Annotated in this window: 18 protein-coding genes; 16 read left to right on the top strand and 2 right to left on the bottom strand. The window is 51.8% G+C overall.

The annotated features are described in order from the left end of the window. The first annotated feature begins 61 nt into the window (after nucleotides 1-61). Complete coding sequence (locus V3C10_13560) at nucleotides 62-2302, top strand: DNA topoisomerase (ATP-hydrolyzing) (protein WVP60343.1); 2241 nt, start codon at nucleotides 62-64, stop codon at nucleotides 2300-2302. Between the two features lie 158 nt (nucleotides 2303-2460). On the opposite strand, the gene V3C10_13555 is transcribed toward V3C10_13560, so the two are convergent. Both V3C10_13555 and V3C10_13550 read right to left on the bottom strand, forming a co-directional pair. After that, nucleotides 2461-2961, bottom strand: coding sequence for a hypothetical protein (locus V3C10_13555; protein ID WVP60342.1), 501 nt, complete (start codon nucleotides 2959-2961; stop codon nucleotides 2461-2463). Between the two features lie 134 nt (nucleotides 2962-3095). Next, a complete protein-coding gene (locus V3C10_13550; protein WVP60341.1) occupies nucleotides 3096-3935 on the bottom strand; it encodes an AraC family transcriptional regulator in 840 nt (279 codons plus the stop codon). Nucleotides 3936-4726: 791 nt separating this feature from the next. On the opposite strand from V3C10_13550, the gene V3C10_13545 reads away from it, so the two are divergent. The 15 genes from V3C10_13545 (at nucleotide 4727) to V3C10_13475 (ending at nucleotide 22865) form a co-directional block, all read left to right on the top strand. Beyond that, nucleotides 4727-6256, top strand: coding sequence for an FGGY-family carbohydrate kinase (locus V3C10_13545; GenBank protein WVP60340.1), 1530 nt, complete (start codon nucleotides 4727-4729; stop codon nucleotides 6254-6256). A gap of 126 nt (nucleotides 6257-6382) precedes the next feature. After that, nucleotides 6383-7438 (top strand): sugar ABC transporter substrate-binding protein, encoded by a 1056-nt coding sequence (locus V3C10_13540; protein WVP60339.1) that lies wholly within the window; start codon nucleotides 6383-6385, stop codon nucleotides 7436-7438. 65 nt (nucleotides 7439-7503) lie between these two features. Next, entirely contained in the window at nucleotides 7504-9018 is a 1515-nt protein-coding gene (locus V3C10_13535; protein WVP60338.1) for a sugar ABC transporter ATP-binding protein, read from the top strand. Continuing rightward, nucleotides 9015-9965, top strand: coding sequence for an ABC transporter permease (locus tag V3C10_13530; GenBank protein ID WVP60337.1), 951 nt, complete (start codon nucleotides 9015-9017; stop codon nucleotides 9963-9965). The genes V3C10_13535 and V3C10_13530 overlap by 4 nt, the downstream gene beginning before the upstream one ends. Nucleotides 9966-10014: 49 nt before the next feature. Then, a complete protein-coding gene (locus V3C10_13525) occupies nucleotides 10015-10986 on the top strand; it encodes an alcohol dehydrogenase catalytic domain-containing protein (protein ID WVP60336.1) in 972 nt (323 codons plus the stop codon). A gap of 208 nt (nucleotides 10987-11194) precedes the next feature. Continuing rightward, a complete protein-coding gene (locus tag V3C10_13520) occupies nucleotides 11195-12283 on the top strand; it encodes an alcohol dehydrogenase catalytic domain-containing protein (GenBank protein WVP60335.1) in 1089 nt (362 codons plus the stop codon). Next, on the top strand, nucleotides 12280-13131 hold the full coding sequence (locus tag V3C10_13515; protein ID WVP60334.1) for a class II fructose-bisphosphate aldolase: 852 nt from the start codon (nucleotides 12280-12282) through the stop codon (nucleotides 13129-13131). The genes V3C10_13520 and V3C10_13515 overlap by 4 nt, the downstream gene beginning before the upstream one ends. 110 nt (nucleotides 13132-13241) lie before the next feature. Beyond that, nucleotides 13242-14018 (top strand): DeoR/GlpR family DNA-binding transcription regulator, encoded by a 777-nt coding sequence (locus tag V3C10_13510; protein ID WVP60333.1) that lies wholly within the window; start codon nucleotides 13242-13244, stop codon nucleotides 14016-14018. Between the two features lie 42 nt (nucleotides 14019-14060). After that, on the top strand, nucleotides 14061-15494 hold the full coding sequence (locus V3C10_13505; GenBank protein WVP60332.1) for an aldehyde dehydrogenase family protein: 1434 nt from the start codon (nucleotides 14061-14063) through the stop codon (nucleotides 15492-15494). Between the two features lie 389 nt (nucleotides 15495-15883). Further along, nucleotides 15884-17161: an amidohydrolase gene (locus tag V3C10_13500; protein WVP60331.1), complete on the top strand. Its 1278-nt coding sequence runs from the start codon at nucleotides 15884-15886 to the stop codon at nucleotides 17159-17161. Nucleotides 17162-17261: 100 nt separating this feature from the next. Next, on the top strand, nucleotides 17262-17981 hold the full coding sequence (gene deoD, locus V3C10_13495; protein WVP60330.1) for a purine-nucleoside phosphorylase: 720 nt from the start codon (nucleotides 17262-17264) through the stop codon (nucleotides 17979-17981). 69 nt (nucleotides 17982-18050) lie between these two features. Then, on the top strand, nucleotides 18051-19589 hold the full coding sequence (locus V3C10_13490) for an ABC transporter ATP-binding protein (protein ID WVP60329.1): 1539 nt from the start codon (nucleotides 18051-18053) through the stop codon (nucleotides 19587-19589). Between the two features lies 1 nt (nucleotide 19590). Then, on the top strand, nucleotides 19591-20670 hold the full coding sequence (locus tag V3C10_13485; protein WVP60328.1) for an ABC transporter permease: 1080 nt from the start codon (nucleotides 19591-19593) through the stop codon (nucleotides 20668-20670). Nucleotides 20671-20681: 11 nt separating this feature from the next. Further along, entirely contained in the window at nucleotides 20682-21596 is a 915-nt protein-coding gene (locus V3C10_13480; protein ID WVP60327.1) for an ABC transporter permease, read from the top strand. A 90-nt stretch (nucleotides 21597-21686) separates the two neighbouring features. Then, on the top strand, nucleotides 21687-22865 hold the full coding sequence (locus tag V3C10_13475; GenBank protein WVP60326.1) for a BMP family ABC transporter substrate-binding protein: 1179 nt from the start codon (nucleotides 21687-21689) through the stop codon (nucleotides 22863-22865). The last annotated feature ends 1040 nt before the right edge of the window (nucleotides 22866-23905 follow it).

The following is a 23905-nucleotide window of genomic DNA, read 5'->3' as shown; positions in this document are numbered from 1 at the left end:
GCTGGACGCGGCCGTGATAATACCCGGAGATAACAGAAAATTGCAGGAGATAGAATAGAGAATGGCTGAGAAGATAATCACAACGGAATACTCGGAAGAGATGCAGCGCAGTTATATGAACTACTCCATGAGTGTCATTACGGCCAGGGCCATCCCGGATGCAAGGGACGGCCTGAAGCCGGTACAGCGCCGCGTGCTTTATGATATGAGCGAGCTGCGTCTGGGGCATGACAAGCCTCACAGGAAATCGGCCCGTATCGTCGGCGACACGATGGGTAAATACCATCCCCATGGGGACAGTTCCATCTATGAAACACTGGTTGTCATGTCCCAGGTCTTTAAAAAGGGAATGCCGCTTGTCAACGGCCACGGCAACTTCGGTTCCATCGAGGGAGACGGAGCCGCCGCCATGCGGTATACGGAAGCGAGACTGGAGAAATTTGCAGAAGAAGTATATTTAAAGGATCTGGACAAGACGGTGGCCTTTGTACCGAACTACGACGAGACGGAGAAGGAACCGGAAGTTCTTCCCGTACGCGTTCCCAACCTCCTGATCAACGGGGCGGAGGGAATTGCCGTAGGTATGAGCACCAGCATTCCGCCCCATAATCTCGGGGAGGTGGTCGATACGGTCATGGCTTATATCGACAATCCGGACAGCACGACAGGAGAGCTTTTAAATATCCTTCACGGCCCCGATTTTCCGACGGGAGGCATTATCGCCAATAAGAGCGAGCTCCTGGATATTTACGAGACGGGAAGCGGACGCATTAAGCTCCGCGCAAAGCTGGAAGTGGAGCTGGGCAAGAGACGTGTGGACAAGGACAAGCTGATTATCACCGAGATACCGTACACGATGATTGGCGCCGGAATCAACAAATGCCTGGTAGACATCGCCGATCTGGTGGAGTCCAAGAAGCTCACCGATGTGGTCGACATTTCCAACCAGTCCAATAAAGAGGGCATCCGTATCGTCTTAGAGCTTAAAAAAGATGCTGACATAGAAAAAATCAAGAATATTCTCTATAAGAAAACAAAGCTTCAGGACACCTTCGGAGTCAATATGCTGGCCATTGCAGGAGGCCGCCCGGAGACGCTCAGCTTAAAAGGTATCCTCAAAAACTATCTGGATTTCCAGTATGAGAATAATACAAGAAAATACAATGTACTCCTGGAAAAAGAGCTGGAAAAGAAGGAGATTAAGGAAGGCCTGATCAAGGCCTGCGATGTGATCGATCTGATTATCGCAATCCTCAGAGGCTCAAAGAACCTGAAAGACGCCAAGGCCTGCCTGATGAACGGCGATATTTCCAACATTAAATTCCGCGTGCCGGGATTTGAGGAGGACGCAAAACAGCTTCATTTTACCGAGAAACAGGCATCCGCAATCCTGGAGATGAGACTGTATAAACTGATCGGCCTTGAGATTATGGCTCTTGAGAAGGAATACAAAGAGACGCTTAAAAAAATCCGGGAATATGAAAAAATTCTTTCCAGCAAGATTACAATGGACGATGTGATTAAGAAAGATCTGGAAGAGATCAAGAAAGAGTTTGCAACGCCGAGAAGAACCCTGATCGAGGACGGCAAAGAGGCGGTCTATGATGAGACGGCCGTGGAAATCCGGGAAGTCGTCTTTATTATGGACCGGTTCGGCTACAGCAAGCTGATAGACAAAGCCACTTATGACAGAAACCAGGAGACGATTGACGGGGAAAATCCATACGTCATTCCATGCCTGAATACCGATAAGATCTGTCTTTTTACGGATACAGGCCTTCTGCACCAGGTAAAGGCGTCCGACATTCCGTACGGAAAGATGAGAGACAAGGGAACCCCAATCGACAACCTGTGCAAATTCGACGGAACAAAGGAACGGCCTATTTTTATCACCAACGCGTCGGCGCTGCTTGGCAGACGCCTGCTCTTTGCAACGAAAGGAGCAATGGTAAAACTGGTTCCGGGCGAAGAATTCGAGACAAATAACCGAATGGTGGCGGCCACAAAGCTGCAGGAGGGCGATATGGTAATCAGTGTCCAGCTCACCGACGGCAAAACGGAAGCCGTCCTGCAGACCACAAACGGTGTATTCCTGCGCTTTGACCTGGAAGAAATTTCGACCCTGAAAAAGAACTCTAAGGGCGTGCGCGGCATCAAACTGGGACGCGGGGAAGAACTGGAAGAAGTCTATCTTCTGGGCGCAGACGGCGAGGCGACCGTGATGTACAAAGAAAAGCAGGTACATTTAAACCGTCTGAAGATAGGAAAGAGAGACGGAAAAGGAAGCAAGGTCAGACTTTAATATAATTTAAGGAAGAACTGCCGATTTCCCGGCACAAGGGTTAAAGTCCCTGGAAATCGGCAGTTCAAATTGACAGTCAGACGGCTGCATGCTTATAAAGCACGCAGCCGTTTTTATGATGAATTCAAATTAGCACCACTCAATCTGGAATGAAACCGCTATCTGGCAAAGGTCAGAGTCAGGTATTGTATTTTCCAGGTACCCTTTACCCGTACGATACGGATTTTGGCATTCCATGTCTGAGTATAGGAGCTTCCGTCCCCGGTGGCATAATCGGCTTTGACAACGCCGAAGAAACGGATATCATCAGGCAACGTCTGCAGCCGTTCCACCTCGATACCGCTGCTTTTCAGACGGCCTCCTTTCGGGTTCGATCTGAAAAAGGTAAGGAAGGTTCCATCCCGAACGGCCATATCAAAGGCCTCCTCCGTCAAATCGGGCCGGTATCTCTGCTTGCAGTGTTCAAGAAACGCTTCCGGTTCCAAGTTCGGGCTGTCGGTGAAAAGTGATTCAATTTCCGAATCAGTGGTAATGCTCAATAAAATATTCTCAGCCATTCTGTCGGGGGTGTGCCTGTGATAGTATAGGCCTGCGGCAGTGGCTAAAAGGCCGCATACCAATATGAGAAAAATCATGATTTTTTTATGTCTGATTATCATCACCCCCCATTTCACAAAAGACCATTTTTTAAAAAGCGTTATTTTTTGTTCAGCAATTTCCTGATACCATTCCTGTTACGATGAAAGGCTGCACATAGATATGATGCACAAGGAAACCGTCAACAAACCGTGAATTATACCTTCTCGACAGGAATCCATATCTCGTTATAGTTGTCATCCGGATTTTCACATGGCGGTGTATACATCTCGATATTATAGTTACCCGCAATCTTATACGCCTTGCAGGACGGCAGCCATTCGCTCCATATCCTTGTATTCACATCCTGCAGTGCATTCGGCAAAGCGCCGCGGCAGGGGAAGACAGCCCATGTAAATGCAGGAATGACTCTTGTTTCATAACCCTCCGGAACCTCATTCCATGGAATGTAATTATCGGCAATCATGTAATCAAAATCTTTCCCCTCATCGTCAAGACATATCCCGAACATTCCGCATACGGTTTTGCACCCGCCGCTTTCCATATGCTCCTTCCAAAACCTGGGAATCTCCTCATAGGAAGTCTCCATATTAAATCTGCGCAACCTTCCCATTACTGTAAACTGTGCCTTTTCGGCAATCCTGTACTCCAACATAGTACCGCCCTCCAATGTGAGTTTAATTTTCAGCGGTGCAAAAGAATTCAGCTTACTTCCTTTTTCTCTTGCTGCGGAAGGACTGATTCCATGAAACTTCGTAAATGCCCTGGCAAAGCTGTCCGGCGAATCATAGCCATATTTTAGTGCGGCATCAATCACCTTGATATCGGTAGAGCAAAGCTCCTGCGCAGCAAGCGTCAGCCGCCGGTTCCTTATATACTCGCCGACCGTAAAGCCGCATAATACATGGAAGATTTTCTGAAAATAAAAACTGGACACATGCGCCTTATCTGCAACTTCATGAATACTGATATCCCCAGTCAAATTCTCTTCAATGTATGCAATCGCATTAGTGATGCCGTCATTCCAACCGTTCATACAATGTCCTCCTTCGTTGTCCGCTGTAACTATATTATATAAACAACAATCCCTGCCTGCCCGACTCTTATTGTCTTCTTCTGTCGGATAGTCCGGCTCATCATCAAACATCAAAATATATCTCTCTTAACAATATTTTACCATCATTCTAACCGCTTGTGTAAACAACATCCGTCATCATAGAAAAAAACGAAAAAATTTCATCCGAGCCCCATAAAAAACGCCTAACATCCTTCCAACCCGGCCTTTCCCAGGCATTCAAAAAAACGTAGTGCCCGCGACAATACCACCGTCCACTTGAAAAAACAGAACAATTCAGCCGCCGCAGGCCAGAGTCAGGAATGGTGATGTAATTGGATAAGCGCGACCTCATCTACTCCGATGGAAGTAACCTCCGGATCATCTGGCAGCTGGAACCGGCTGCCTTCAGCGCTTATTGTAATGAAGATGACGGCAGAGGATACGGAGGCGCAGGTTCAGGCCTGGCTTGCTATGGATGAGAGACGGGATGAGCTGGGCTTAGTCTGTTACCATTGGCGCGGAGCGGGGGCATGAGAGCAACGCTAAAAAACGTTTCCTCATATTTAAAATTTCTTTTCATTCTAAATATTAATTCGATTGCAATCCTTTGCAAATAAAAAATGAATTGTGAAAATAAACCAAAAATCCAAATAAGATTCTGTAGATATTTGACAATTGAAACTTGCGATTACTTGCGATATAATTCAAATAACAGAAAATAACAAGTATAGAACTTGGATAACAAAGTTTAAGTGATCGGGAGGAAGCAGATGGCAGTAATGGGTGTGGATATCGGCACTTCCGGCTGTAAAGCTTCTGCCGTCGGGGCGGACGGGGAGATACTGGCGGGCGCCTACCGGGAGTATACTCCCAAAGCGACGTCAGACGGAGGCCAGGAACTGGACAGCCGGCAGGTGATGAAAGATGCGATGGAGGTGCTGCGGGAGACCGCGGTCCGGTGCGGCGGAGAAAAGATTGAGGCAATCAGCGTTTCATCGCTGGGGGAATCCGTAGTTCCGTTGAGCCGGACGGGAGAGATTTTGGCCGACGCCATCATTTACTCCGATTCCAGGGGAGAGGATGTGGAAAAAGAGCTGGCCGGCCGCGTGGATCGGGAGCGCTTTTTTGAGAAAACGGGATATGCTCCGTCCCGGGTCTCCTCCGTCTGCCGTATCATGTGGCTGAAAAAGCATAAGCCCGAGATATACCGGCAGGCATCGTTTTTTCTCCCGATGAATTCCCTGCTTCTCTTCCTGCTGGGGGCAAAACCGCATATCGACTATACGCTGGCATCCACCACCGAAATGTTCGATATCTGGGAGAAAAAGTGGGATCGGGAGATTTTAAAAGCGGCGAGGCTGCCGGAAACTCTCCTTCCCCCGGCGGTGGAACCGGGAACCGTGGTGGGGACAATCCAGGACGGGACAGCCGGCCGGCTTGGCCTTCCGAGGGGAGTTCTCCTGGTCGCAGGAGGCCATGACCAACAGTGCGTATCCCTGGGGGCCGGGGTAATCAGAGACGGGGATGTCCTGGACGGGATGGGGAGCGTGGAGGCCGTGGGTGCGGTAGCGGGGCGTCCGCCTGATCTGAGACTGCTGGCGAAATACAATCTTTCGGTGGAACCCCATGTGATTCCGGGGAAATATTCCATCTATGGCTGCACGATGACGGCGGGAAGGGCCGTGAAATGGTTTCGGGACTGTTTCTGCCAGGACCTGGTTCTGGCGGCCGTGCAGGAGAGAAAAGATGTCTATGACTTAATGTTTGATATGGTCCCGAGAGAACAGAATAACGTGATCTGGATTCCCTATTTTTCCGGAGCCGGGACGCCGTTTAATGACCCGGAGGCCAAAAGCATCCTATTGGGGGCGGATCTTAAGACCGGCCGCGGGGAACTCTTTGCGGCTCTGCTGGAAGGGATCGCGTTCGAGTTACAGCTCAATCTGGAATGTCTGGAGGCGGCCGGAGTTACCCTGGGGGAAATCCATGCGGTGGGAGGGCTGGCTAAAAACGAGCGATACCTCCGGATGAAAGCGGATCTCATGGGCCGCGATATCGTGACACTTAGCTCCAATGAAGTCGGGACGCTGGGAGCGGCCATTCTCGCTATGAAAGCCGCCGGTGGCTGCCGGACGATGGAAGAGGCGGCGGACGTCATGGTCAAAGTGAAAAAGAGAATCCGCAGGGAGCCGGACCATTTTTCCTATTACCAGAATAAATACGACCGGTATAAAGAAAACCATCCGTGGTATGTCCGTTCGGGAATCGGCCAGCTTCACGTTTCACATAAGAAAATTTAGCTGCGATTCACAGCCGTTCGAGAAAGCGGATAGGTGTGAACCGTGGAAAAATTTATCATAAAAACACCGGGTGATACCGGAAAACCAAAAGCGGCAGATATGCCGCCACAAAAAGGAGGAAAAGATATGAAGAAAATGCTCAACCTGGCGCTCGCTGTTTGTCTGGTCTGTACATCCCTGAGCGGCTGTTCCGCAAAAGAAAGCGGTTCCGCGGCGAAAACACCGGAGACTCCGGCTGCGGATGCTGTGGCTCCCGCGGACACGTCTGCCCCTGCAAATGAGGCGGGTTCCGCCGAAAGCGCCTCGGCGGACAGCGGGAAAAAGATGAAAATCGGCCTGTCGGTCATGGACCTGTCGAACTCTTATTTTGCCGAGTTTTCCAACGGAGCGCAGAAGTACGCGGATGAGAACGGGATCGATCTCGTCATCAACGATCCACAGTCAGACACCCAGAAACAGGTATCTGCAATTGAGAATTTCGTCAGCTCAGGCTGCGACGCCATCATCGTCAGCGCTCTGGACGCAGAGTCCAGCAGAGGCGCTATTGCGGAGGCGGAGGCAGCCGGAATCCGCGTGATCACGGAGACGACATTCATCGAGGAGGCCACCAGCTGCGTGACATTTGAAGAGTATAATTTCGGCTATGCGCTGGGCACGGCGGCAGGCAAATGGATCTCAGAGGAGCTGGGCGGCAAGGCGGAATATGCCATTTTAAACCAGCCGACACTTCCGCAGGTGATCGAGCGTGAGAACGGAATCAGGGCCGGAATTGAGGAGTATGCGCCGGATGCAGAACTGGCGGCCACGGCGGCTGCGAACCTGACTGACACCGGCATGCGCGCGGCGGAGAACATTCTTCAGGCCCACCCGGATGTACAGGTGATTCTGGGCGTAAATGACAGCGGGGCGCTGGGAGCATACGAGGCAGTTATGGCCTCCGGAGTAAACACCGACCACTTCTTTGTCGGCGGCTGTGACGGCGCGTCGGAAGCGCTCTCCAAGATCAAAGAAGGGACGATCTATCGGGCGTCCGCTGGTCTGGAGCTGCCCAATGAGGATATCGGACGCCTCTGCATGGATTATGCGGTCAAAGCGGCGAACGGGGAAAAGCTGGAGAGTATCTATTATCTCGATTGTGTGGCCATCGACGGCTCCAACGTGGATACTTACCTGACCAATTAACCTGCAAGGAAGAGAGGTATGGAAGGCGGTCTGTCGTCCATACCTCGTCATAGGGAGGTGAAAATGTGGCGGTTCCAAGTTTGACGGTCAGAAATCTGACCAAAACATTTCCGGGGGTGAAAGCGCTAAACGACGCCAGCATCGAGTTTTATCCGGGTGAGGTTCACGCTCTTCTGGGAGAGAACGGGGCGGGAAAATCAACTCTGTGTAAAATCCTGTCGGGCGCCTATGGAGCGGACAGCGGAGAGATCTACATAGACGGACGGCAGTATCAGGGGTTCACCCCATCGGAAGCAAAGAAGGCCGGGATCGGCATTATCTATCAGGAATTCAATCTGGTTCCGGCATTGAGCGTATATGAAAATCTGTTTCTGGGGAAAGAAATCCGAAATGGGATCATGCTGAAGCGCAGCGAGATGATCCGGCGGACGAAAGAAGTTTTCGACCGACTGAAGGTTTCCCTGGATCCGGCGCGGCCGGTGGGGGAACTCAGCATCGCCTATCAGCAGCTGGTGGAGATCGGGAAAGCCATCTATGAAAATGCAAAAATCCTGATCATGGACGAGCCGACGGCTCCTCTGACAGGGCAGGAGGTCGGCGTCCTGTTCGAGATCATCCGGGATCTGAAACGCCAGGGAATCACGATTATCTATATTTCGCACAGAATCGAGGAGCTCTTTGAGCTGGCGGAGAAAGTAACAGTTATGTGCGACGGCCGCGTGATCCGCACCCTGAATACGGCCGAGACCACCCGCAGGGAATTAGTCAGCCTGATGGTGGGCCGGGAGCTGGGAGAGAGCTACCCTGAAAAAGGGGATAGCTGTACAGGGGAGACGGCGCTTCAGGTTTCCCATCTGACGACCGGCAAATTAAAAGATGTGTCATTTGAAGTCCGCGCAGGAGAAATACTCGGCTTTGCCGGGTTGGTGGGAGCCGGGCGCACCGAGATTGCCAGGGCGGTTTTCGGAGCGGATGTCCGGACTTTGGGAGAGATTTCAGTGCATGGCCGGCCGGTCCCGATCCGGACGCCGTCCGATGCGATCCGGGCGGGTATCTGCCTGATTCCGGAGGATAGAAAGGGGCAGGGAATTCACCTGCACCTGAGTGTACGGAACAATATCTCGCTCACCAGGGTAAAATCTTTAAGCCGGTTTATGATGGTACAGAGGGGGAAGGAGCAGAAACTGATTGATCAATACATTCATGCTCTGGAGATTAAGACCCCGTCCGACGCACAGTTGACCGACCATCTCTCCGGTGGAAACCAGCAGAAGGTGGTGCTCTCCAAATGGCTGGCGGCTAACTGCAATATCATGATATTTGACGAACCGACCCGCGGCATAGACGTGGGGGCGAAGCAGGAGATTTACCAGCTGATGGCAAATCTGCGCAGGGAAGGAAAGGCGATTATCATGATATCCTCCGAGCTTCCGGAGCTGATTGGGATGAGCGATCGAATTATGGTGATGCACGAAGGGCGGTTGAGCGGCTTCCTGAGCGGTTCAGAGGTGACGCAGAGTGCAATATTGGAACTTGCTTCCGGCGGAAGCAGGGAAAATAGTTTGGGGGTGGAATCTTGAAAGGTAAAAAAATACAATTGTCAACGATCAGCGTGTTTATCATCCTGGCTGCGGAGATCCTGTTTTTTGCGCTGACGGCGGATAATTTCTTCAGCTCGTCCAATCTTCTGAGCGTGGGGCGGCAGGTTTCCATGACCGGTATAGCGGCCGTGGGAATGACCATCCTTCTCCTGGTCGGTGGAATCGATATTTCGGTGGGAACGATGTGTGCGTTTACCGGGGTGGTCTGTACCAAATTAGTGGTGCAGGGGCAGCTGCCGATCTGGCTGGCCGTGATCATCACACTGATGGTGGGCGCGTGCTGCGGCGCCGTCAACGGCTTTATGTGTACATATTTTAAAATCCCGGCTATGATCGGAACGATGGCCATGCAGACCATTGCCAAAGGCGCTGCCTACCTTCTGACGGGAGGGATTCCGATCTACGGCCTGCCCGACAGCTTCCGGGTATTCGGACAGGGGTATATCGGTAAAATCCCGGTGCCGCTCTGCATTATGGTGGCCGTATTTATCCTCGGTTTTGTGCTTCTGGAAAAAACGTATTTTGGACGTCACATTTATGCGGTCGGAGGGAACCAGGAGGCCGCGCGTTTATCCGGCATTAACACCACAAGAGTGCAGATGATCTGCTATATCGCATGCAGCACCTTGGCGGCGGTTGCCGGCATTATCATGGCTTCCCGCGTCAATTCGGGCCAGCCGTCGGTGGGGGTTGGTTTTGAGATGGATGCCATCACGGCTTCCGTCTTAAGCGGAGTCAGCCTGATGGGCGGCGAAGGCCGTATCGTCAATGTGGTGGCCGGCGTTCTGATTATGGGAATTCTGTCCAACGGTATGGTTATGCTGGATTTGACCGAATATACACAGTGGCTGGTTAAAGGAATCGTCCTGCTCTTTGCGGTGGCGGTGAATAATGTTCAGAAAGGGCTGGTGAAAAAACATGCTTAAGACATCGGTTTTTCGTGGAAACCGGCAGTTTGACATCCAGGAAGTTCCAATGCCCCGGGTAGAGCAAGACGGAATCCTGATCCGGGTGGAGGCAGCCGGAATCTGCGGCTCGGATCTCCACATCAGCACGGAGACGCCGCCGTTTCCCGTCGTGCTGGGACACGAAGTGACCGGGACGATAGTGGAGATGGGAGGACGGGCAAATGACGCAATGTACATTTATGGAGGACCGCTAAAAACGGGAGACCGGATTGTCCTCTATCCGACGGTCACCTGCGGACATTGCGCTAACTGCCTGGACTACGGAAACGGCGCCTATTCCGTCTGCGAGAAGCCCTTCGGCTACGGCGACTGGTTCCCCTATCAGGGGGCAGGCGATTATGAGCGCCGGTCAGGGGAGCCGGCCCTGACCGGCGGTTTCTCGGAATATATGTATATCTATCCGGGGACGTATCTGTGGAAAGTACCGGAGTCCATGCCGGCCGAGAGAGCAGTTCTTTTGGATCCTCTGGCGGTGGCGGTCAGGACGGTGGAACTGGCCATGCGCTGCCCCGGCACCATGGAAAACTGCCTGGATGAGACCAGGACGGCTCTGGTCATCGGGGACGGGCCGATCGGGGCTCTGACTGCTTTTTATCTACGGATGCTGGGGACTGGCAGGATCGTGGTGGCCGGCGGCCGGAAGAAGCGGCTTGAGATGTGCGGCCAAATGGCTGAGGCTGATTTACTGCTGAATTACAAGACCCAGAGCCTGGAAGAGCGGAAGGAGAAAATCGGAGAACTGACAGGAGGCAGAGGGGCGGATGTGGTCTTCCAGTGTGTGGGGACCGGGCAGGCCTTCTGCGACGGGATTCACCTCATGAAGCGCCTGGGGACGCTGGTGGAGTGCGGGAACGCTATGAAACCGTCCCCCGTAACCTTTGATCCCTTTGCGGATCTCTGCGCAAAACATGCCACGCTGATTGGGATGACGGTAAACACCCCCCCATGCCTTCCACAAGGCATTCCGGATTCTGTGTGACCGGAAGGAAAAACTGGAGCAGCTCTTTACCTATTCCTGCGGGCTTAAAGGGCTGGCGAAGACGATGGCCGCCTCCTCTTTTGACGGCTATATGAAAGGGATTGTTTATCCGGGGAGAGAATAAGGAGGCGCGAGGAAAAAGGTAGGTGCGCGTAGGAATAGGAAAGTGCCTGAAGTAAAAAGGCGTATGGAAATGGGAGGAAGTCATATGGAAGATAGGATGAAAGCGCTGCGCCTGTATGGGCCGATGGATATGCGGCTGGAGGAACGGCCGGTTCCCTCCTGCCGGGAAGATGAAATGGTCATCCGGGTTCTGGGCTGCGGCATCTGCGGTTCGGATCTGAAAAATTTTGCAGGCGGCCACGAGTGGAACGCGCCGCCCGAGGAGCGGTTTATCGAGACGCCTGTCACGGCGGGACATGAGTTCTACGGTGAAATCGTCAAAAAGGGAGAGAACGTAACGGATTATGAACTGGGGGAACTGATGATTTCGGAGCAGATCATCCCCTGCAAGGAGTGCCGGTTTTGTAAGAATGGCCAGTATTGGATGTGCCAGAATCTAAAAATGTACGGATTCCAGAGGGAGGCGGAAGGGGGATTTGCCCAGTATATGCGGATTCACCGCCGGGGAATCAATCACCATATCCCAAAGCATTTTACAGTGGAGCAGGCGGCTCTAATCGAGCCGTACGCATGCAGTATGCACGCCGTGGAGCGGGCGGGAATCCGCCACGAGGACGTCGTAGTCGTGAGTGGATTGGGAGCGATTGGGCTCGGTATGGTGACGATGGCCCGCCTGGCTATCCCAAAGCTTATCATCGGCCTGGATTTGAGAGAAAACCGGCGCGCCCTGGCTGAAAAATTCGGCGCGGATCTGGTCCTGGATCCGTCCCAGTGCAATGTCGCAGAGGAGATCCTGAAACGGACGGACGGCTACGGCTGCGATGTCTATCTGGAGGCCGCGGGAAGCGAGGCCAGCGTCAGGCAGGGGTTGAAGGCTGTCCGAAGCCTGGGCCGTTACGTCCAGTTCGGTATATTTGCAAAGGACATCATGGCCGACTGGAATATCATCGGGGATGGGAAGGAGATCGATGTTCTGGGCTCCCATCTGGGGCCGGGCTGTTTCGAGGCGGTTATTGCCGGGATAGACAGAGGACTAATCGCGACGGAAGGTGTGGTAACTCATAAATTTGCATTAGAAAAGTGGGACGAGGCATACGCCGCTGCAGTCCATGATCCGTCAGCGATCAAAGTGGTGATGACGCCGAATGCGCGGGGAAGGGGAGAAAAATTATGAATCAGTGCGGAGTAAAAGAATTGTTTCGCAGAGCGAAGGAGGGCTGCTACGCGCTGAACGCGTTTAACTGTGCGGATGTCTGGGATATGAGCGCGGTAACGGCGGCGGCGCAGGAGCTTAGGGCACCCGTGATGGTGGCAATCCATCCTGAGAATTTTACGCAGCTTCCACTGGAGATCTATGCGGCGCTCGGGAGAGAGATGGCGGAGCGCTCGGATGTTCCGGTCATTCTGCACCTGGATCACTGCCAGGACGTCCAGGTTTGTAAAGCAGCGGTAGACTGCGGCTTCCCCTCGGTCATGCTGGACGCCTCGGCTTTGCCGCTGGAAAAAAACATCGCCGCAGTGAAAGAGGTGGCCGAATATGCCCATGCCAGAGGCAGTATCGTAGAGGCGGAGATAGGGCGGATTAAGGGCGTCGGATATGAGGGCGGATATGAGGGAGACGATTATCTTGCCCGGGTGGCGGACTGTGTCCGTCTGGTGGAAGAGACGGGGGTGGATACCCTGGCGGTCGGCATCGGGACAGCCCATGGCTATTATGAGGGGGAACCTCATCTGAGCTTTGAGCGGCTGCAGGAGATCCACCGGGCGATCAGCATTCCGCTGGTTCTCCACGGAGGGACGGGAATCGCCGGAGAAGATGTGCGCCGCTGTATCGCGGAGGGGATCTGCAAGGTAAACGTGGGAACGTGCATTGCCAGCGCCTATATGAACGGAATGAAAGCAGAGCTGGAGCGGTTCGGGGAAAATGCTTTTATCATCGACCTGATAGGGACGGTAAAAGAGGGAATCAAAAAAGAGGTGAGGGAATGGATCCGGACCTGCGGAGGAGACAAAAGAGCATAGGTGGCTCCAGAATTTCCCAGAATCATTGACTCTCGCTACGGCTTCATGATAAAATAAACAACAATAATATGCAATTAAAAATGATGTTGTGACGAAGGGTGATGAAACTTTTGGCTCGAATATTAGCAGAAAAACGGCAGGCACAGATTACTCAGATGCTGGTGGCCGACGGTCATATCAAGATCAGTACGATAGTAAATGAATTTCATGTGTCATCCGAAACTGCAAGAAAAGATCTGATCGCGCTGGAGCAGCGCGGAGTCGCGCGCAAGACCCACGGAGGCGCGGTCGTAGTAGATAATTATTTTACGGGAAGCAATGTGTTTCTCAATCGCAGAATGGAACGAAACATAAGCTCCAAGAGGGCAATCGCCCGGGCCGCTGTGAACCTGGTATCAGACAACAGCACAGTGATCCTGGACTCCGGCAGCACAACATACTGGCTTGCGGAGGAACTGCTCGCAAAGAAAAACATAACGGTAGTGACAAACAGCCTGACAGCGGCGATTCGTCTGGCAGAAAATAAAGTAAATGTACTGGCGCTGGGAGGGGAGGTTTACCCGTCCAACCTGGCCGCCGTAGGGCAGTGGGTGGATCTGTGCCTGGCGGGAATCCAGGCGGATATCGCGTTTATCGGCGCCAGCGCCCTCAGCACGTCCCGCGGTCCCTGTGTGGAGAACTTTCCGGAGGCGCACGCCAAGTGGAAGATGATGGAGAGCGCCGGGAGAAGTTATATTGTCTCAGACAGCAGCAAATTTATGAACAATGCGCTGGTTGAATACGCCGCCTGGGAGCGCTTTGACGGCCTGATCACAGATCGCGGCCTTCCGGAAGAGATATTTAAGGAGTTATCTGCCAAAGTGAATATTGTGTTTGCAGAGGAGTAGAAAATTGCCCTTTTGGCCAATAAACGGAAGGGGTTTTTATCAATGGAAATGTTAATTGGCGGAAAAAAGGCGGCAGGCAGCAACCGGATCGAGATTCTGAATCCGGCGACGAATGAAGTGATTGACACGGTTCCCGCAGCGACGGAAGCGGAACTCGATTTGGCATTACAGTCGGCGACGGAAGGATTTTCAGAATGGTCCTCCAAGACGATTTTAGAACGGAACCGGATTCTCTACCGCTATGCGGCGCTCGTGGAGGAGCACCGGAAAGAGCTTCAGGAGCTCTTGTGCAGGGAGAACGGAAAAAATATAAAGAATACAGAGATGGAATTGGATGCAGTCCACGCCCTGTTTACCGGATATGCGGAGAAAGCGGCCCATCTTTATGGAGAAACGCTGCCGGGGGGCAACCAGATGACCAGTGATTCCAGGGACCTGGTATTTACGCGCTGGGAACCGCTGGGAGTTGTGGTCTGCCTGGTGCCCTTCAATTTTCCGGTGGACTTGTATGCGGAGAAGGCCGCGCCTGCTCTGGCCGCCGGTAACGCGGTTATCATAAAGCCGCCGACGGACTGTCCGCTCACCATCATCAGGCTGGTGGAACTGCTTCATGAGGCGGGCGTGCCGCCGAAGGCAGCTCAGGTGGTAACTGGGCGGGGTGGACTGATCGGAGAAAAACTCGTCTCAGATCCAAGGATTGCGGCGGTTTCATTGACCGGCAGTAACCAGGCGGGGGTGGAGACGTATCGGAGAGCAGCTAAAAACCTGACGAGAGTCTTTCTCGAGCTTGGGGGCAACGACGCTTTTATCGTCAACGAGGATGCGGATCTCAATCTGGCCGTGTCAGAAGCCGTTTTCGGGCGTATGGGAAACTGCGGCCAGACCTGCTGCGCCAGCAAGCGTTTCATCGTCCATCACCTGGTGGAGCAGGAATTCACCCGGAAACTGGTGGAAGCCCTGAAGAAAGTAAAGATCGGCGATCCGATGGACCCGGAGCTGGACGAGGGCTGCATGATCAGCCGAAGCGCGGCCAGACAGGTGGAAGAACAGGTGGCTTACACGGTAAGCCAGGGGGCATCCTGCGTCCTGGGCGGGAAAGTCTATGACGAGGTATATTTCCCTCCGACTGTTCTGACCGGCGTCACGAAAGAGATGGATATTGCCAGGGATCTGGAGATATTCGGTCCCGTATTTCCGATTATCCCGTTTCAGACGATGGACGAGGCGATTGCGATCGCAAATCAGTCCTGCTATGGCCTGATGGGAGCTGTCTTCTCAAAAGATATCAAAACAGCCATGTCGGCAGCCGGCCGGATGCAGTGCGGAGGCGTGGTCATCAACGGGGCCAGTGATTTCCGATCCTCGGAGATGCCGTTCGGCGGATATAAAAAGAGCGGGATCGGGAGAGAAGGGATAGCCGGCACGCTCCGTGAGATGATGCAGGAGAAATCCTATGTGCTGAAACAGGTTTTCTAAGCATGGGTGCTCTATAAGGTTCTCCGGCAGATTCTTCGGCAGCAAAATTTTTACCGGTTTTCAGGCAGATGTAAATGTGATTTTTAGACAGTCCCGTGGATTTTTGCAGGAGATCTTGGTCAGCGCTTTGAAGATTGAAAAGTGGAAAAATGAATAAATAGTGGATAGCTGCATGCCGGGGAAGAGAGGGCGTGCAGCTATTTCGATCTTTATGGGAGGTATTAGTTTAGCTGCAGGAACCGGGCGCCGGATGGCGATAATTCATTACTCCACCCTGCGTCGGCGTTCTCACTTTTCAACTACAGCATTTGACTTTTTTCCCCAATCATGATAAATTTATTAAATAAAATAGCAAAATTACGCGTTGGCTTCTGCCGGAAAGTGACAGGATGGAAAGACAAGACCTTTATATAGAAATCAACAGGGAAATTCAGCAGAATAAAGACGGACTGATAAAGCTGGGACGGGAGCTTTTTAGCTGCCCGGAGCCCGGTTTTAAAGAAGTGGAATCGAATCAGATTCTCACTTCTTTTTTGCGTGGACACGGGATTCCCTGCCGCCCGGATCTCTGTCTGACGGGGATTTTGGCAACGATTGGCTCGGGGGACGGATACCATATCGCCCTGGTGGCCGATATGGACGCTCTGGTGGTGAACGACGGAGAGAAGAGTTATCCCTGCCATTCCTGCGGCCATAGTATCCAGACCGCCGTTATGGCCGGCGTCCTCAAGATGCTGAAGGATTTAAACATAGCGGAGGAGACGGGAGGGCGTATCAGTTTTATCGCCGCCCCGGCTGAGGAGTTTATAGAGTTTGACTACAGACAAAAATTAAAAGAAGAAGGAAAAATCAATTATTTTTCCGGAAAACAGAACATGATAGAACAGGGAGTGTTCGACGATGTCGACTGTGTCCTGACCATGCATGTCAATGGGGAGACGGAAACGCTCTTTGACGTTAACTCCACCCTGGCCGGTTTTATGGTAAAAAAGGCCGTTTTTACCGGACAGGCATCCCACTCGGGCGCGGCCGCGCATATGGGGCGCAATGCACTTCACGGAGCGAGTCTCTGTATGGATGCCGTTGCCTATATGAAAGATCAGTTCCCAGCGGACGCGGGCCTTCAGATCCATCCCGTCATTACGGAGTGCGGAGGCAGCGTCAATATTATCCCGGAGAAGGCGGTCCTGGAAACCTATGTCAGGGCCAACACGCTTGCGGCTCTTCTGGACGCGGGGGAGAAATTCGACCTCTGCGCCGTGCATTCTGCGGCAGCCCTCGGCTTGTCGTGCCGGATTGAAAACAGGACGGGATATATGCCGCTCAAACAGTCCAAAGAGCTGAATGAGATTATTTACCGCCATATGCGGGAGATTTGCCCCGAAGAGAAAATTATTAAAAATGTGGTATCCGGAGCTTCCGGCGATATCGGGGATCTGGGATATCTGCTCCCGGCGGTCCAGTTTGGCTTTTCAGGGATAAGAGGGCGGATCCACAGCAGCGATTTTGCGATTGTGGATGAAGAAAATGCCTATTTACACACGGCAGAGATTGTGATGAAGACCGTCTGCGACATCCTCACCTGCCCCGGTCTGCAGGTGAAAAATGAAGATTTTAAGGAACGCAAAGAGTTTTATCTGAAAAATTGGTTATACAAAGAAATATAGATGAGATAACAGAAGATGAAAAAGCAGTTTGGAGGTGCATTTTGAAAAATGCGCTTATAAGCACATAAACAGTCTAAAACAATAATCAGGAGGAATGACTATGTCAGAACACAACACACCAACACCACACATCGGAGCACAGGCAGGAGAGATTGCGGAAACAATACTTTTACCGGGTGATCCGCTTAGGGCGAAATATATTGCAGACAATTTCCTGACCGATGTAAAACAGTTTAACGCTACGAGAAATATGTTTGGCTATACCGGATACTATAAAGAAAAACGCGTGTCCGTCATGGGAACCGGCATGGGATGCCCTTCCATCGGAATCTACTCCTATGAGCTGATTCATTTTTACGGATGCAGGAACCTGATCCGCGTCGGCACGGCCGGAGCGCTCCGCCCCGAAGTAAAAGTGCGCGATATGGTATTCGGAATGGGAGCCTGCACCACATCCAACTATGTAAAACAGTTCCGCCTGCCGGGCGATTACGCCTGCATCTGCAGCTATGAACTGCTTGCAAAGGGAGTAAAGGCGGCAGAGGCGAAAGGACTTAACTACCATGTGGGTAATGTCTTAAGTTCCGATATGTTCTACAATCCGGATCTTCCTCCCGCAGGGACGACATGGGATAAGATGGGAGTCCTGGCAGTGGAGATGGAGGCGGCGGCTCTCTACAGCAACGCAGCATATGCGGGAGTCAATGCGCTCTGCATTCTGACAATCTCCGATTCCGCAGTGACCGGGGAGGCAACGACGGCCGAGGAACGCCAGACCACATTTACCAATATGATGGAAGTGGCTCTGGAACTGGCATAAACAGGTTATTTTGTACTCCGTACGCAGTAACGGAAATACACGAACAGAAGAATAATAAGGGGAATGACTATGGCAGAGGAAATTTTACGGGTGGAAGACCTGACTAAAATTTATCCGGGCGGCGTTCTGGCTAATTACAATATCAACTTCAGTGTGGACAAGGGAGAAATCCACGCACTGGTGGGAGAGAATGGAGCCGGAAAGTCTACTCTGATGAAGATGCTGTTTGGTATCGAAGAGATCACAAGCGGTAAAGTATTCCTTCATGGACAGGAAGTGCATTTTCATTCCAGTAAGGATGCGATCGAACACGGAATCGGTATGGTCCACCAGCACATGATGCTGGTGCCGTCACTGACCGTTGCAGAGAATCTGGTACTGGGAATTGAACAAAAGAAGGGACTTTTCCTGGATCAGAAAAAAGCGGTGCAGGTGACCGAGGAAATCTCAAAGAAATATAACCTTCATGTGGATGCCACAAAGAGGGTGCGCGACATTTCCATCGGAATGAAGCAGAAGCTGGAGATTTTAAAAACCATGTACCGCGGCGCGAAGATTATCATACTGGATGAGCCTACGGCCGTGCTTGCCCCGCAGGAGACGGAAGAGCTTTTTGAACAGCTTTTAAACCTCAAGAAAGAGGGATACACGATTATCTTTATTTCCCACAAGCTTCATGAGGTGAAATATCTCTGCGACCGGCTGACCGTGTTAAAGGACGGCCGTTCCATCGGTACTTACCGGGTGGAAGACGTGACGGCGGAGGAGATTTCGCGCCTGATGGTGGGACGTGACGTCAAACTGGAATATGATAAGACCCCTCAGGAGTTCGGAGAGAAGATCCTGACGGTGGAGAACTTAAGCTATACCGATAAATTCGGCACGAAGAAGCTGGACGGCCTCTGTTTTTCCTTAAGACAGGGCGAGGTGCTCGGCATTGCCGGCATCGAGGGTAACGGACAGAAGGAAGCGATGGAGATCCTGACCGGCAACATGAAGGCGGACAGCGGCTCCATCCTGTACCGGGGCGAAGACCTCTGCAAAAAGACGATCCGGGAGAACAGGAAGCTGGGCATTGCCCATGTGCCCGAGGACCGCAACTTAAACGGCAGCGCGCCGGAGATGAGCGTGCGTGACAACCTGATTGCGGCCAGCCTTGATAAACTTTCCAAAAACTCGATTCTGGATCAGAAGGCCATAGAAAGCTACTGCGAAAGCTGTGTTGCGGACTTTAAAGTCAAGACGTCCAGCCTCGATATCAGCATCAAGAGCCTTTCCGGCGGCAACATCCAGAAGGCCATTGTGGCGAGAGAGTTTACGGCGGGAGCGGATGTCATCATCCTGAACCAGCCGACCCGCGGCGTGGACGTGGGCGCCATGGAGTTTATCCACAAAAAGATTCTGGAGATGAGGGATGAGAATAAGTCCCTGATTCTCGTAAGCGCCGACCTGGCGGAGTTAAAGGCACTAAGCGACCGTGTGATTGTATTCCATCAGGGAAAGATCGCGGGTGTCCTTTGCGATGTCCCGAATACGACGGAAGAAGAGCTTGGCCTTTACATGCTGGGTCTTAAATCCGATTCCGAAGAGAAGCTTAAGGAGGCGTAAGATGAACAAGAAGAAAAAGTTTGAATGGTATGGAGTGATCCGTGTAACGGCATCCATCCTGATCGCCCTTCTGATAGCGGCCGTGATTATCTTTGCGGTGGCGGACGATCCGTGGACGGCTCTTTACAAATTCCTGCTCGGGCCATTTTCAACAAAAAGAAACTTCTTTAACGTAATTGAGACGATGATTCCGCTTGTATTCTGCGGGCTTGCCATCAATGTCATGCATAAGAGCGGCCTGTTTTCCATGGTGGCTGACAGCTCCTTCTATTTTGCAGGCGTCATGGCGGCGACAATCGCCATTGCCTGTCCGATGCCGAATATCGTGCACCAGATTGTAATCCTCATCGCTGCCACGGCGGTGGGCGGCGTGATTGGTATCATCCCGGTTCTCATCAGGAAAAAGACTGGCGCCAACGAACTTGTAATTTCGCTGATGATGAACTACATCTTTTTTAACTTCGGCTACTGGCTGATCAGAAAGTTTTTCCTGGACACCTCCAACGGCTCATTTTCCATCGGCTTCCAGCCGACGGCGACCCTGGGCAAGATGATGAAAGGGACAAACACCCACTATGGCCTGATTATCATGATTATCGTTGTAATTATCATGTGGATTCTGATGGATAAGTCGAAGTTCGGCCGTGAACTGAAAATCACCGGTTCCAATGAGAACTTTGCAAAATATGCGGGTATTAAAATCGGCGGAGTCGTGATTGGCTCCCAGCTCATCGGCGGTATGCTGGCCGGTCTCGGCGGCGGCGTCGAGATGATCGGCATGTACAAGAAATTCCAGTGGATTACGGCCCAGACCTATGTGTGGGACGGTATTTTAATCAACCTGCTGGCCGGTACAAAACCGCTCATGATACCTGTTTCCGCCTTTTTCATCTCCTATATCCGTATCGGAGCCCTGGTAATGTCAAGAGGCGGCGACGTAGACTCTGAGATCGTTTCCATCATCCAGGGTATCATGATCATGCTGATCGCCTCCGAGCGGTTCCTGTATAAGATGAAGAAAAATAAAGAAGAAAGAGAAGCGCTGCAAAACCAGACGGTGGATGCAGAAGGCGCGATCTAAGGAGGGGAAAAATGGACTTTATAACAAATCTTGATTTTTGGTTTACCGTTCTCCGCGCCACGACACCGGTTCTCTTTGCCACGATGGCGGCCCTGATTGCCAGCCGTTCGGGCGTACTTAATCTGGGACTGGAGGGAGCGATGACAATCGCGGCTCTCTGCGGAGTTTTAGGCAGCGGTTTTACGGGAAGTCTTCTGGTGGGAGCGATTGCGGGCCTTGCGGCGGGAATTGCCTTTACCATGCTGCTCGCTTATTTTGTACAGCACTTGAAAGCCAACCAGGTTATCACCGGTGTGGCGCTTAACCTGGCGGCCAGCGGCGGTTCCGTATTCTGTCTGTATTCCATCACGGGAGATAAGAATGCCAGCAATTCTCTGGCATCATCGGCTTTTCCGGCGCTGCAGATTCCGGTGATCAAGGATATCCCGGGACTGGGCGACGTTCTGTCCGGACATAACAGTTTGACTTATATCGCATTTATTGTTACAATCTTGATGTTCATTATGCTTAAAAAGACATCCTTCGGCATCCATATCAGGGCCGTGGGAGAATCGGAAGAGGCAGCCCGTTCCGTCGGTATTAATGTGAAAAAGGTGCGCTACCAGGCCATGTTTATCAGCGGTTTCTTAGCTTCTCTTGGAGGAATGTACCTGTCCATGGGATATGTAAACCGCTTTACATCCGGTATGGTTGCAGGCCGCGGCTACATCGCGCTGGCCACCAATGCAATGGCGGCCGGCAATGCGCTGATGGGAATGGTCAGCTCCATCCTTTACGGTTTCGGCAGCGGTATTTCCATCTATCTGCAGAACAACAATGTGGATCCGTACCTTATTACGATTATTCCTTACGCGTCCATCATTATTTTCTATGTAATATTCAGTTTCTATTACAAGGTGAAGAGAAAGACCGAGGATTCTTTGTAAAATGATTTTTATATGTTATCTTTATGCTATCTTTGGGAAAAGCGCCCTTTGATATAAAATACTTATTCACACGTTCTAAGGAGGAACATTATGAGAAAATCAATTAAAAAAGCAGCAGCGATTATCCTGACTGCGGCAATGGCAATGTCCATGACTGCCTGCGGAGGCGGCAAAACGGCGGAAGAGACGAAAACGCCTGCAGGAAGTGAAGCAGAGCCGGCAGCAGACGGCGAAACAAAAGCAGCAGACGCAGCGGGAAGCGGAGAAAAGTTAAAAATGACACTCTGCATCGGCCGTAAAAATGACCTTTCTTTCCAGCAGTCCGCCTATGAAGGCGCTATGAGAGTCCAGGAAGAGATGGGCGACAAATTTGAAGTTAACGTTGTTGAGATGGGTGATGACACGACAAAATGGCAGGCAGCTTTCTACGATGCGGCAGACAGCGGCGCAGACATTATCGTGGGAACCGGTTTCCAGAACAAGGAAAACTTTGAGACAATCCCGCTGGAGTACCCGGATACAAAATTCATCCTCTTTGACCAGGATGTAGATTATACTTCCGGTGACTTAGGCAACGTATTAACCGTATTATTCGATTCCAACCAGTCCGGTTTCCTTGCAGGAGCCGTAGCAGCATACTACACAACAGGCGAGAATGCAGCCAACACGGACAAGACCATCGGTTTTGTAGGCGGCACAGAGAGCACCACCGTTAACAACTTCCTCGTAGGCTACGCAGAGGGAGCTAAATACGTAGATCCCGAGACAAAGATTTTAACAGCTTACGTTGGTGACTTTATGGATACTGCAAAAGCAAAAGATCTTGCCAATGCACAGATTTCCGAAGGCGCAGACATCGTATTCCAGGTAGCAGGCGGCGCAGGCAACGGCGTTATCGAAGCAGCGGCAGAGAAAGACGGCGTTATGGCCATCGGCGTAGACAGCGACCAGTACAGAACACTGGAAGGCTCCAACTTACAGGCTTCCGTAATTACATCCAGCTTAAAGCTTCTTGACAACGCATTATTCAAAATCTGTTCCGACTATGTGGCAGATCCTTCCAAAGTTCCGTTTGGAACAACTGTAACATACGGTCTGAAAGATGATGCCGTAGGTATCGTATTCAACGACAACCTGACAAAGAGCATCGGCGAAGAAAATGTTGCCAAGGTAGAAGAAATCCTTGGAAAGATCCAGTCCGGCGAAATCACGGTATCCGATGTTGCCGAATTAACAACCGATCAGGTAAAAGACATTGTGAATAACTAATTTTATATGCAGATGCATCCCGCGGGGTCTGAAAACCCCCCGGGATGTAAATGAGATTTGCAGGAGAAAGCTTCGGAAATGGGGGAAATGACCGTTTGCGGGGCTTTTTTAGTTGAGATGCGAGGACGCCTCTGTAAGACGGCGGACGGGGTGGTGGGTGGTTGTTTATGAGTCTTCAGTCCCGGTTTATAGGTTGTGGTGAGGGGGAATCCGGAGAAAAAAATTCCTGCGGGGACTCGCTCGCGCTTGTGAAGCGCACAGCGGATGCTAGGCTCGAAAATACCTCGCCAAGCACCGGCGGGCTTCAAGGTCACCCTTCGGAAAGTTTTTCTCCTCCTTCCCCGGGCAGGTTATCGATGGGACTGAAGACTCAGCGAAGTGTGTTGCCCCGTCCGCCGGCTTCAGGGGCTGATTGTCTCTTTCGTCAAGTGCGGGGCGGGTATTGTCGCGGCCACTATGAAGTGGTGATATCTTCACAGGCTGATAAGCTTTCAGAACGAAGTACCAGTCTAAAGCCTGTCGGTGCGCCAGACAAACCACTCTAAGAACAATCACCAGACAGTCTCCCAACATTTGAAAGAACGTAGTGGCCGCGATAATACCTCCCCCCTTGAAGAAATAGAACAAATCAGCCGCCGCAGGCCGGGCCGGAATGGTGCGCGACGAACCCCGGCGTCTTCAGTCCCGGGACATAACCTGCCTGTGGGAGGGAAAAAATATTTTTGTGAACAGGTTGTATTCCGCGAGGCGTTTTTTGTGAGTGCAGCGCAGCGTAAGTCACAGAAAACCCGAGGATTGCGGCGCGAAACGGTGTTTTTTACCGTTTCTGTGCATCGCGTAGCGTATTGCTGGGCACGGAGTGAACAGTAATCAAAAAGATTCCGCAGGGAACCTGAAGTTCATCGGCACTTACCGAGGTTTTTTCGAGGTTAGTACCGTTATGCACTTCGAAGAGCGCAAGCGTTTCCCGAAGGAACTTTTTCTGCCCGGATTCCCCACCCGCGACAACCTCCCACCCGGGACTGAAGACTCATCCCCTC

The sequence above is a fragment of the [Clostridium] symbiosum genome, assembly GCA_036419695.1.
Lineage (GTDB): Bacteria > Bacillota > Clostridia > Lachnospirales > Lachnospiraceae > Otoolea > Otoolea symbiosa_A.
This window is presented reverse-complemented; position numbering and strand designations above follow the sequence as displayed.